The organism is Paracoccus nototheniae, assembly GCF_004335005.1.
GTDB classification, from domain to species: Bacteria; Pseudomonadota; Alphaproteobacteria; order Rhodobacterales; family Rhodobacteraceae; genus Paracoccus; species Paracoccus nototheniae.
On record NZ_RQRT01000021.1, the window covers coordinates 45,053 to 55,540 of the forward strand.

The 10,488-nt window shown below is 67.2% G+C and carries 10 protein-coding genes; 5 read left to right on the forward strand and 5 right to left on the reverse strand.

What is annotated here, in order from left to right; genetic code table 11:
• Positions 1-5: 5 nt before the first annotated feature.
• From EG885_RS09960 to EG885_RS09980, 5 genes are read left to right on the forward strand one after another with little or no spacing between them, the layout of a single operon-like run.
• Complete coding sequence (locus EG885_RS09960; RefSeq protein WP_131574329.1) at positions 6-1,046, forward strand: branched-chain amino acid ABC transporter permease; 1,041 nt, start codon at positions 6-8, stop codon at positions 1,044-1,046.
• Complete coding sequence (locus EG885_RS09965) at positions 1,043-1,813, forward strand: ABC transporter ATP-binding protein (RefSeq protein WP_131574330.1); 771 nt, start codon at positions 1,043-1,045, stop codon at positions 1,811-1,813. The genes EG885_RS09960 and EG885_RS09965 overlap by 4 nt, the downstream gene beginning before the upstream one ends.
• On the forward strand, positions 1,813-2,493 hold the full coding sequence (locus EG885_RS09970) for an ABC transporter ATP-binding protein (protein ID WP_131574331.1): 681 nt from the start codon (positions 1,813-1,815) through the stop codon (positions 2,491-2,493). Before EG885_RS09965 ends, EG885_RS09970 begins: the two co-directional genes overlap by 1 nt.
• Positions 2,490-3,959 carry an aldehyde dehydrogenase family protein gene (locus EG885_RS09975; RefSeq protein ID WP_131574332.1) on the forward strand — a complete coding sequence of 490 codons (1,470 nt, stop codon included), beginning with the start codon at positions 2,490-2,492 and terminating at the stop codon, positions 3,957-3,959. The genes EG885_RS09970 and EG885_RS09975 overlap by 4 nt, the downstream gene beginning before the upstream one ends.
• 28 nt (positions 3,960-3,987) lie before the next feature.
• Positions 3,988-4,737, forward strand: coding sequence for an SDR family oxidoreductase (locus EG885_RS09980; protein WP_131574333.1), 750 nt, complete (start codon positions 3,988-3,990; stop codon positions 4,735-4,737).
• A 42-nt stretch (positions 4,738-4,779) separates the two neighbouring features.
• Here the strand turns inward: EG885_RS09980 and EG885_RS09985 are convergent, their stop codons facing one another.
• From EG885_RS09985 to EG885_RS10005, 5 genes are all read right to left on the reverse strand, one after another.
• A complete protein-coding gene (locus EG885_RS09985) occupies positions 4,780-5,589 on the reverse strand; it encodes an HpcH/HpaI aldolase/citrate lyase family protein (protein WP_131574334.1) in 810 nt (269 codons plus the stop codon).
• Positions 5,583-6,488 (reverse strand): HTD2 family dehydratase, encoded by a 906-nt coding sequence (locus tag EG885_RS09990; RefSeq protein WP_131574335.1) that lies wholly within the window; start codon positions 6,486-6,488, stop codon positions 5,583-5,585. The genes EG885_RS09985 and EG885_RS09990 overlap by 7 nt, the downstream gene beginning before the upstream one ends.
• A gap of 3 nt (positions 6,489-6,491) precedes the next feature.
• Positions 6,492-7,589, reverse strand: coding sequence for a CaiB/BaiF CoA transferase family protein (locus EG885_RS09995; protein WP_131574336.1), 1,098 nt, complete (start codon positions 7,587-7,589; stop codon positions 6,492-6,494).
• The gene (locus EG885_RS10000) at positions 7,589-8,752 is read right to left on the reverse strand and encodes an acyl-CoA dehydrogenase family protein (protein ID WP_131574337.1); all 1,164 of its coding nucleotides are present in this window, start codon (positions 8,750-8,752) and stop codon (positions 7,589-7,591) included. Before EG885_RS10000 ends, EG885_RS09995 begins: the two co-directional genes overlap by 1 nt.
• 98 nt (positions 8,753-8,850) lie before the next feature.
• Complete coding sequence (locus tag EG885_RS10005; protein WP_131574338.1) at positions 8,851-10,359, reverse strand: fumarate hydratase; 1,509 nt, start codon at positions 10,357-10,359, stop codon at positions 8,851-8,853.
• Between the last annotated feature and the right edge of the window lie 129 nt (positions 10,360-10,488).

Below are 10,488 nucleotides of genomic sequence, written 5' to 3' on the forward strand. Positions count from 1 at the left end.
GCGGCATGACCGTTCGATCCCCCGACACGACCGCGCCCCACCCGGTGGCGTCCCATCCCCCAACGTCCCGGACCCCGGCATCCGGCAGGGTTCCCGCCCGGCATGTGCTGACGGCGCTTGGCATTCTGGCGCTGATCGCGGTGCCCTTTGTGGTCCCGCAGCTGCAGTTGCTGATCAATCTGGCGCTGGCCAAGGGGCTGGCGGTGCTGGGCGTCACCGTGATCCTGCGGGCCGGGCAGGTGTCCTTTGGCCATGCGCTGTTCTTCGGCATCTCGGCCTATGCGGGGGCGTTCCTGATCTCGGCATGGCCGGGGGCGGATCTGATCGTGGTGCTGATCGCGGGCGCTCTGGGTGCGGCGGTCTCGGGCCTGCTGGTCGGGCTGTTCGTCGTGCGCTATCGCGGGATCTTCTTCGGGATGCTCAATCTGGCCTTCTCGATGATCTTCTGGTCGATCCTTGAAAAGTTCTATCATTACACCGGCGGCGCCGATGGCATCCGCCTGACCCGGCCCACCGTTCTGGGCCACGAACTGGGCCGCGCCGATTTCGAACTGATCCTGTTCTATCTGGCCATCGCGCTGATGGTGGGCCTGGGCTGGTTCACGCTGCGCTGGCTGGCCTCGCCCGCGGGGCAGCTGTTCCAGACGCTGAAGACCAACGAGACCCGGCTGGAATATCTGGGCCTGTCGCCGCGCCGGGTGCTGCTGTCGGGCTATGTCCTGTCGGCGGTGCTGTGCGGGGTCGGCGGGTCGCTGATGGGCATGACCCAAGGGGTCGTCACCCCGGAATATGTCTGGTGGGTGCGGTCGGCGGAAATGGTGTTCATCGCGGTGCTGGGCGGTGCGGGATCGGTGCGCGGCGCCTTTGTCGGCGCGCTGGTCTATGAAATCGTGCGCATCTATGCCTCGGCCTTTGCGGCGGATATCTGGCAGTTGCTGTTGGGGGTGTTCCTGCTGGTCATCATCCTGTTCGCGCCGGGCGGCATCATGGGCATTCTGGACGGTCTGACCGGGCGCGCCCGTCCTGCAGGAAAGGTTCTGAAATGACCGCATCGCAGACCGCCGCCGTGCCCCTGCTGGAAACCCGCAACCTGACCATCAAGTTCGGCGGCATCACCGCCGCCGACGATGTCAGCATGACGATCGAGGCGGGCCGCAATCTGGCGATCATCGGCCCCAACGGTGCGGGCAAGACGACGTTCCTGAACATCTGCACCGGCTGGATCAAGCCGAAATCCGGTCAGGTGCTGTTCGAGGGGCGCGACATCACTCCACTGCCGCCGCGCAAGATCGTGGCGCGCGGCGTGGCCCGCGCCTTTCAGATCCCGCAGCTGTTCACCGAACACACCGCGCTGGAAAACCTGCTGATCGCCGTGTCGGCGCGCGAAGGCTTGCGCAACCCCCTGCGCCCCATGCACCGCATCCGCCAGCGCGACGAGATGATGGCCCTGCTGGAGATGGTGAACTGCGCCGATGTGGCCGACCGGCTGGTCGTCGAGCTGTCCGAGGGCCAGCGCAAGCTGATCGACATCGCCGTCGCGCTGGCGCTGAAGCCGCGTCTTTTGCTGATGGACGAACCCACCTCGGGCGTTGCCTCGTCGCAAAAGCACGAGGTGATGGAAATCCTGATCGCGGCGCTGGCCAAGGCGCGCGTTACCTCGGTCTTTGTCGAACATGACATGGGCATCGTCAGCCGCCATGCCGACGAGGTCGCCGTCTGGAACACCGGGCGCGTGCAGCTGCGCGGGACGCCCGCGCAGATCCTGGCGCATCCCGACGTGATCCGCGACGTCATCGGAGAGGAGATCGCCTGATGCTGGAATTTCGCAACGTGCAGGCCTCGATCGGGATCATCCAGATCCTGCGGCATCTGGATTTCCGCATCGCCCCGTCCGAGACGCTGGCCCTGATCGGGCGCAACGGGGCGGGCAAGACCACCTTTCTGCGCAGCATCATGGGATTCACCCGCGTCGAGGGCGAGATCCATTTCGGCGATATCCGGCTGGACCGCCTGCCGCCGCCCAAGCGCCCGGGTCTAGGCATCGGCTATTCCCCCGAGGACCGGCGCCTGTTCTCGGCCTTCACGGTCGAGGAGAACATCCTGCTGCCCGCGCAGGCCGCCCGGCTTAGCGGTGCCGAAACGCGCAAGCGGCTGGACCGCGTCTATGACATCCTGCCCGAACTGCGCGAGATGGCCGGGCGTCCGGCGGGCAATGTGTCGGGCGGTCAGGGCAAGATGGTCGCCTTGGGCCGGGCTTTGATGTCTGGCACGCGGCTGGTGATGCTGGACGAACCGTTCCAGGGCCTCGCCCCCGCATTGGCGCAGCGCTACGCCGCAGCGCTTCGGGCCTTGCGCGATGCGGACCGGACCATCACGCTGATCATCACCGAATCCAACCCCTCGCTGCTGCGCGGTTTCGCGAACCGCACGCTTGTGATCGAGCGCGGCGAGATTACCGAAGGCTCGCTGGAGCCGGAAAGAGCGCACGCATGAAAGACCTTCCCGTATCGGACCGCAAACTGGCGCTGCCCCGGCCGCTGAACCTGATCGGCAACGATTTCGTCCCGGCGGCCTCGGGGGCCGAGATGGATGTTCTGTCGCCTATCGACGGGCTGCCCTTTGCCCGCATCGCCGACAGCGATGCCGCCGATATCGATGCTGCGGTCGCTGCGGCCCGCCATGCCTTTGACGCGGGCGAATGGGGCCGCCTGCCCGCGATGGAGCGGGGCCGTCTGATGCTGACGCTGTCGGCGCTGATCCTTGAGCATGCCGAGGATCTGGCCCAGCTGGAAAGCGCCGATAACGGCAAACCCATCGTTCAGGCCCGCGCCGACATGCAGGTCGCCGCGCGCTATTTCGAATTCTATGGCGGCGCGGCAGACAAGGTGCATGGCGAGGTCATCCCCTTCATGGCCGGATACAATGTCGAGATGCGCCGCGAACCCCACGGCGTCACCGGCCATATCATCCCGTGGAATTACCCCGCGCAGATGCTGGGGCGTTCGGTCGCGCCCGCGCTGGCGATGGGCAATGCGACGGTGCTGAAACCGGCCGAGGATGCCTGTCTCAGCGCGTTGCGGATCGGCGAACTGGCGGTGCAGGCGGGCTTTCCCCCCGGCGCGCTGAACATCGTGACCGGGCGCGGAGAGACGGCGGGCAAGGCGCTGTCGGAACATCGCGGCATCGATTTCATGTCCTTTACCGGCTCGCCCGAGGTGGGGGTGATGATCCAGATCGCGGCGGCGCGCAATTTCATCGGCTGCACGCTGGAACTGGGCGGCAAGTCGCCTCAGGTGATCTTCGAGGATGCCGATCTGGACGCGGCGATCCCGACCGTCGTCAAGGCGCTGATCCAGAATGGCGGACAGACCTGTTCGGCAGGCAGCCGCGCGCTGATCCAGCGCAGCATCTATGACCGCGTGGCCGCCGATCTGACCGCCCGGTTCAAGGAGATCGCGGCCTCGCCCTCGGGCGAGGATGCGGTGCTGGGGCCGCTGATCTCGGCCCGGCAAAAGCGGCGGGTCGAGGGATATATCGACGCTGCCGACGCGCCGCTGCTGGGGCGCGGGCAGATCCGTGCCGATGCGCCCAAGGCCGGGTTCTATGTCGCCCCGGCGCTGTTCGGCCCCTGCGATCCCGCATCCCGCATCGCGCAGGAAGAGGTGTTCGGCCCGGTGCTGACCCTGATCCCCTTTGATGACGAGGCCGATGCGATCCGCATCGCCAATGGCACCGAATACGGCCTTGTCGCCGGGGTCTGGACCCGCGACGGCGCGCGCCAGCAGCGCATGGCCAAGGCGCTGCGCTGCGGTCAGGTGTTCATCAACGGCTATGGCGCGGGTGGCGGTGTCGAACTGCCCTTTGGCGGCATCCGCAAATCCGGCCACGGGCGCGAAAAGGGCTTCGCGGCGCTGCTGGAATTTTCGCATATCAAGACCGTCGTGAACAATCACGGCTGATCATCCCAGAATGACAAGGAGGGCCAATATGCGCCTGAACGGAAAAACCGCACTGGTCACCGGTGCCGCCTCGGGCTTTGGCCGGGGCATCGCCCAGACCTATATCCGCGAAGGCGCCCGCGTGGCCATCGTGGACATGAACGCCCAAGGTGCGCGCGCCGTGGCCGAAGATCTGGGTCCGAATGCCATCGCCGTCACCTGCGATGTGACCCAGGGCGATCAGGTCGAGGCCGCGGTGCAGCAGACCCTGAGCGCCTTCGGGCAGCTGGACATCGTCGTCAACAATGCCGGCTGGACCAACCCCAACCAGCCCCTGATGGAGACCGACGAGGCGACCTTCCGCAAGATCTATGACATCAACGTGCTTTCGATCTTTCACATGACGAAATCCTGCGTGCCGGTCTGGCGCGGGCAGGGGGGCGGGGTGATGCTGAACGTGGGATCGACCGCAGGCATCCGGCCCCGGCCCGGCCTGACATGGTACAATTCGTCCAAGGGCGCGGTGAACCTGATGACCCGGTCGCTGGCGGTCGAGCTGGCCCCCGACCGCATCCGCGTCTGCGGGATCGCGCCGGTGATGGGGGTGACGGGGCTGCTGGAACAGTTCATGGGCATGCCCGACACGCCCGAAAACCGCGCCAAATTCATCGCGACCATCCCGCTTGGCCGCCTGTCCGAGCCTCAGGACATCGCCAATGCGGCGCTGTATCTGGGCTCGGACGAGGCGGCATTCATCACCGGCGTGATCCTGGAGGTCGATGGCGGGCGGACGGTCTGAGGGCCGCGGCGGGCGGGGTCCGGCAAGGATGCCGCGCCCCGCTCAGCCCCCTGCCGCTGACAGGATCGCCCTTGCGCGCAGGCGCACCGGGGCATCCACCATCTGTCCATCGACAGCCACCGCGCCGCCATCCCCGGCCCCCGTGCTGGCCGCCAGCACGCGTCGCGCCCAAGCGATCTGATCGTCTGATGGCTGGAATGCGCGGCGGACCGGCGTGATCTGACGGGGATGGATGCACAGCTTGCCACCCATGCCCAAGGCCCGCGCCTCGGCCGCGTCCGCGTGACACAGTTCGGGGTCGTCCAGCTGCGCGGTGACCCCGTCCAGAGGTGCCGCGATCCCTGCCAGCCGCGAGGCCATGACCAGCTCTGACCGGGCGGGCAGCAGCAGGTCGCGGCGGTGATCCATGCCCAGATCGGCGCAGAAATCGATCGATCCAAAGGCCAGTTGCCGCACAGCGGGCGATGCCGCGATGTCGCGCGCGGCGGCAAGACCCCGCGCGGTTTCGATCAGCGCGACCACCGCCAGACCGGGCAGGCTGGCCGCCATCGCCTCGATCGCCGCGCGGCATTCGGCCTTGGGCAGCAGGACGGCGGCAACGGGCTGCGCGCGCAGGGCGGCGATGTCGTCGGGGTACCATTGCGTGCCGATGGCGTTGACGCGCACGACGACCGGCAGATCGGTGAAATCGCAGCACAGCGCCGCGCGGGCGCGGTCCTTGGCGCCGGGCGCAACCGCATCCTCCAGATCCAGAATGACGGCATCGGTCCCGGACAGGGCGGCCTTGGCAAACCGGTCGGGACGGTCGGCGGGCACGAACAGCGGGGCGATTGCCGGGGTAAACCCTACCATGACGCCTGCGCTTGCATCGCCACCGGGCCGCCGGGCCGGGCGGTCCACAGCGCCATGTTTGCCCCGTCGGGGTCATCGGGGCCATCGGGGCTTGCGTTCAGCATGACATCGGCGGTGTCGAACAGCGGCGACAGACTGCGAAACCGGAACATCGACGGGGGCCGCCCCGCCACATCCGCCGCCATCTGGGCCAGCAGCGTGGCCTGCAGGGGGCCATGCATGATCAGGCCGGGATAGCCCTCGACCCCGGTGGCATAAGGGGCGTCGTAATGGATGCGATGCCCGTTGAAGGTCAGCGCGGAATAGCGAAAGAGCAGCGTCGCGTCGGGGCGGATCATCCGCTGATGCACGCCCGCAGGGGCCGTGTCGGACGTGACAGGAACCGGGGGGCCATCCGCCCCGCGATAGACGATGTCCTGCCGTTCGGTGACAGCCAGCCGGCCCGCAGCCTCGATCCGGTGATCGACGGTGACGAAACATAACGGCCCGCTGCGGCCCTGCTTTTGCTGGATGTCGCGGATGCGCGACTGCCGGGTGACCCGATCGCCGATCCGCAGCGGGGCGTGGAAGGTGAATTGCCCCCCCGCCCACATCCGCCGGGGCAGGGGCACGGGTGGCAGGAAACCGCCGCGCGCCGGATGCCCGTCCGGGCCAAGGGCCGAGGCGCGGATGGCGGGCTGGGTCAGGCACAGATGGATCAGAAGCGGCGCGTCAGCCCCGTCATCCAGCGGGCCGTCGCGATCGAATGTCGCCAGAAACCGCTGGACCTGGGCTGCGGTCAGCACCTCGGTGGCCTTCTCGGTGCGGCCGATCCAGTCCTGCAGGGCGGGCCAATCCTGGGTGGTGGTCCAATCCTGGGTGGTGGTCGGATCTTGCAGGGTGGGCGGGTCGATGGGCATCGCTTAATCGATCCTCTGGCCGATGGCCGGGACGGCGCGATAATCGCGCGGGGCGTGGCGCACCAGCGGCGCCGGGGCCGGGCACCGGACCGGGCCGTTCGGCGTGTCCAGCGTGATGCGGCGCAGATGCGGATGGGCCGACAGCCCCGCCATGTCATTGACCGAGGCCATCGCGATATCGGCCTGTTGCAGCCGGGCCATCGCCTCGGGCCCGGTCATCCGCGCAAAGGCCTCGGCAACGATGCCGTCGGTCTGCGGGCGGTTCGCCACCCGCGCGACATTGGTGGCAAAGCGTGGGTCATGGCCCAGATCGGGCTGGTCCAGAAACAGCTGGCACAGCTTGCGCCATTCCCGGTCGCTCTGGACCGAGATCAGCACCAGCTGTCCGTCGCGCGTCCCGAACGCGCTGTAGGGCGAGATCGAGGGATGGGCCAGACCGACCCGTTCGGGCGACTGCCCGGCCTCGTGATTGAGCAGCGGCACGGTCATCCATTCCGCCATCACATCAAACATCGAGACCGAGATGGTCGCCCCCCGCCCGGTGATCCCGCGCGCGATCAGCGCCTCGAGAATGGCGGCATGGGCGGTGGCGCCGGTGGCGACATCGACGATGGACATGCCGACGCGGGCGGGTTCTGTCGGGCCGCCGGTGATGGAACACAGCCCCGATTCCGCCTGAATCAGCAGATCATAGGCCTTGCGGTCGGCCATCGGGCCTTGGTTGCCATAGCCGGTGATGGCGCAGGTGATCAGCCGGGGATGGCTGTCGGCCAGGGCCTCGGGGTCGAACCCCAACCGGGCCAGCGCGCCGCGCTTGAGGTTCTGGACCAGCACATCGGCCCCGGCCAGCAGATCCGTGAAGCGCGCCTTGTCGGAAGCTTGGGTCAGGTCCAGCACGACCGAGCTTTTGCCGCGATTGAGCCAGACGAAATAGCTGGACTGTCCCGCCGCCGCCCGGTCATAGCCGCGCGCGAAATCGCCTTCGGGGCGTTCGATCTTGATCACCTCGGCCCCCGCATCGGCCAGCCGGGCGGTGGCAAAGGGGGCCGCGACCGCCTGTTCGACGGCCACCACCTTCAGCCCCTTCAGCGGCAGATCCATCAGAAGCTCCGCGGCAGGCCAAGCACATGCTCGGCGATGTAGGACAGGATCAGGTTGGTCGAGATGGGCGCGACCTGATACAGGCGGGTTTCGCGGAACTTGCGTTCGACATCGTATTCGCAGGCAAAGCCAAAGCCGCCATGGAACTGGATGCAGGCATTCGCGGCCTCCCAGCTGGCCTTGGCGGCCAGATATTTGGCCATGTTCGCCTCGGCCCCGCAGGGCTGGCCGTCGTCGAACAGGCGGCACGCCTTATAGCGCATCAGGTTCGCGGCCTCGATCTCGATATAGCTTTCGGCGATGGGGAACTGGACGCCCTGGTTCTGCCCGATCGGTCGGCCAAAGACGACGCGGTCGCCGACATAGCGGGTCACCCGGTCCACGAACCAATAGCCGTCGCCGATGCATTCCGCCGCGATCAACGCGCGTTCCGCATTCAGCCCGGTCAGGATATAGCGAAAGCCCTGACCTTCCTGCCCGATCAGGTTTTCGGCAGGAATTTCCAGATTGTCGAAAAACAGCTCGTTCGTCTCGTGGTTGACCATGTTCAGGATCGGGCGCACCGCCATGCCTGCGGCCATCGCCTGTTTCACATCGACCAGAAAGATCGACAGGCCTTCGGATTTCTTCGTCACATCGGCCAGAGGCGTGGTGCGCGCCAGAAGGATCATCAGGTCGGAATGCTGCACCCGGCTGATCCACACTTTTTGCCCGTTGATCACATAACGGTCGCCCTTGCGCACCGCCGTGGTGCGGATCTTCGTCGTATCGGTGCCGGTGGTGGGTTCGGTCACGCCCATCGATTGCAGCCGCAATTCGCCGCTGGCCAGCCGGGGCAGGATGTCGCGCTTTTGCGCATCGGACCCGTGCTTCAGCAGGGTGTTCATATTGTACATCTGACCGTGGCAGGCACCCGAATTGCCGCCCGCGCGGTTGATCTCTTCCATGATGACCGAGGCTTCGGTCAGGCCCAGCCCCGATCCGCCGTATTCCTCGGGGATCAGCGCGGCCATCCATCCGGCGCGGGTCAGCGCATCGACGAAGGCCTCGGGATAGGCGCGGTCCATGTCGATCCGGCGGTGATATTCGTCGGGAAATTCCGCGCACAGGCTGCGGATCGCCTCTCGGATGTCCTGAAACGCGTCGGTCGTGGTCGTCAGCAAGGCGGTCCCTCCGGCAGGCTTGGGCACAGGCCCCGACTGTGGCGCAGATGCGCGCAAGGGATGAAATACAGCTTTGTCATGGGGGCCATATGCAGCGCCTATGACAGCCAGGGTGCCCGCCGCCATTCTGCCGGGCCCAGCACATGGATCGACTGGCCAAGGCTGTCCACCGCAACCGTCACCGGCATGTCGCGGACCTCGAATTCACGCACGGCCTCCATACCCAGATCCTGGAAGGCGATCAGGCGCGCCGACCGGATCGCCCGCGCGACCAGCACCGCAGCCCCGCCCACGGCGACCAGATAGCTGGCACCCGCCGCCGCGATCTGCGCCACGGTCTCGGGCCCGCGTTCGGCCTTGCCGATCATCCCCAGCACGCCCTGATCCAGCATCATCCGGGTGAACCCGTCCATCCGGGTCGCGGTGGTCGGCCCGGCAGGCCCCACCACCTCGTCACCCACCGGATCGACCGGGCCGACGTAATAGATCAGCCGGTCGCGCAACGAGAACGGCAGCGCCTCGCCCCGCGCCAGCAGGTCGGCGATGCGTTGATGGGCGGCGTCGCGGCCGGTCAGGATATGGCCGCTGATCAGCAGGGTCTGGCCGGGCGCCCATTCGGCCATCTGCGCCCGGGTCAGACGGTCCACATCGACCCGCAGCAGGTCAGTCGTCTCGGTGGACCCGGTGATGCGGGGCCACAGGGACAGATCGGGCGGGTCAAGATAGACCGGGCCGTCGCCGGTCAGGGTGACGCTGGCATGCCGGTTCGCGGCGCATTGCGGCATCAGCGCGACCGGCATCGAGGCCGCATGGGTGGGGCAGGTCGTCAGCTTGACATCGACCACCGTCGTCACCCCGCCCAAGCCCTGCGCCCCCACGCCAAGCGCATTGATGCGGTCATGAAGGTCGATCCGCATCCGTTCCTCGGCCGAGACCGGGCCGCGCGCCCGCAGCGCGGGCATGTCGATCGGGTCCATCAGCGCGCGTTTGGCCATCAGCATCGCCTTTTCGGCACTGCCGCCGACGCCGATGCTGATCATGCCGGGCGGGCACCAGCCCGCGCCCAGCTGCGCGACCGTATCGACCACCCAATCCGCGACCGAGGCTGATGGATTCAGCATGACATAGCGGGCCTTGTTTTCGGACCCGCCCCCCTTGGCCGCGATGTGCAGGGTCAGGTTGTTGCCAAGGCAGGTCTCGACATGGGTGATCGCCGGGGTGTTGTCGCGGGTGTTGGTCCGGGTGAACAGCGGATCGGCCACCATGGATGCGCGCAGCGGATTGCCCGCATCCAGATAGGCCAGCCGCACGCCGTCATCGATGCAGGCGGCCAGCGTTCGGTCGCCCTCGATCACCACCGACTGGCCAAGGCGGGCAAAGACGATCACCATGCCGGTGTCCTGACAGATCGGCCGCCGCCCCAGGGCCGCCAGACGCGCGCTTTCCAGAATCTGCCCGATGGCCGATTTCGCCGCCGGGCTTTCCTCGCGCGTATAGGCCGCCGACAGTTCGGCCAGATAGTCGGGTGCGTGATAGCAGGCGATATATTGCAGCGCGGCGCGGACCGTTTCGGTGATATCGGCGCCGCTGATCCGGGTGATGGTCATGGATGGCCCCCCTTGCAGACCCTTGCCCCAGCCTATCGGCTGGCCTGCCACGGGGGCAAGGCGGCGGGTCTGTCCGGGCCATTGGCCTGGCCTTTGACCATCCAAGCCTGAGCCAATCTCTGCGCATCG

What these genes read in the sequence shown, in the direction of transcription:
- EG885_RS09990 (WP_131574335.1), bottom strand. Translation starts at nt 6,488, where the DNA reads ATGCCCATCGACCCGCCCACCCTGCAAGATCCGACCACCACCCAGGAT.
- EG885_RS09975 (WP_131574332.1), top strand. Translation starts at nt 2,490, where the DNA reads ATGAAAGACCTTCCCGTATCGGACCGCAAACTGGCGCTGCCCCGGCCG.
- EG885_RS09965 (WP_131574330.1), top strand. Translation starts at nt 1,043, where the DNA reads ATGACCGCATCGCAGACCGCCGCCGTGCCCCTGCTGGAAACCCGCAAC.
- EG885_RS09960 (WP_131574329.1), top strand. Translation starts at nt 6, where the DNA reads ATGACCGTTCGATCCCCCGACACGACCGCGCCCCACCCGGTGGCGTCC.
- EG885_RS10005 (WP_131574338.1), bottom strand. Translation starts at nt 10,359, where the DNA reads ATGACCATCACCCGGATCAGCGGCGCCGATATCACCGAAACGGTCCGC.
- EG885_RS09980 (WP_131574333.1), top strand. Translation starts at nt 3,988, where the DNA reads ATGCGCCTGAACGGAAAAACCGCACTGGTCACCGGTGCCGCCTCGGGC.
- EG885_RS09970 (WP_131574331.1), top strand. Translation starts at nt 1,813, where the DNA reads ATGCTGGAATTTCGCAACGTGCAGGCCTCGATCGGGATCATCCAGATC.
- EG885_RS09995 (WP_131574336.1), bottom strand. Translation starts at nt 7,589, where the DNA reads ATGGATCTGCCGCTGAAGGGGCTGAAGGTGGTGGCCGTCGAACAGGCG.
- EG885_RS09985 (WP_131574334.1), bottom strand. Translation starts at nt 5,589, where the DNA reads ATGGTAGGGTTTACCCCGGCAATCGCCCCGCTGTTCGTGCCCGCCGAC.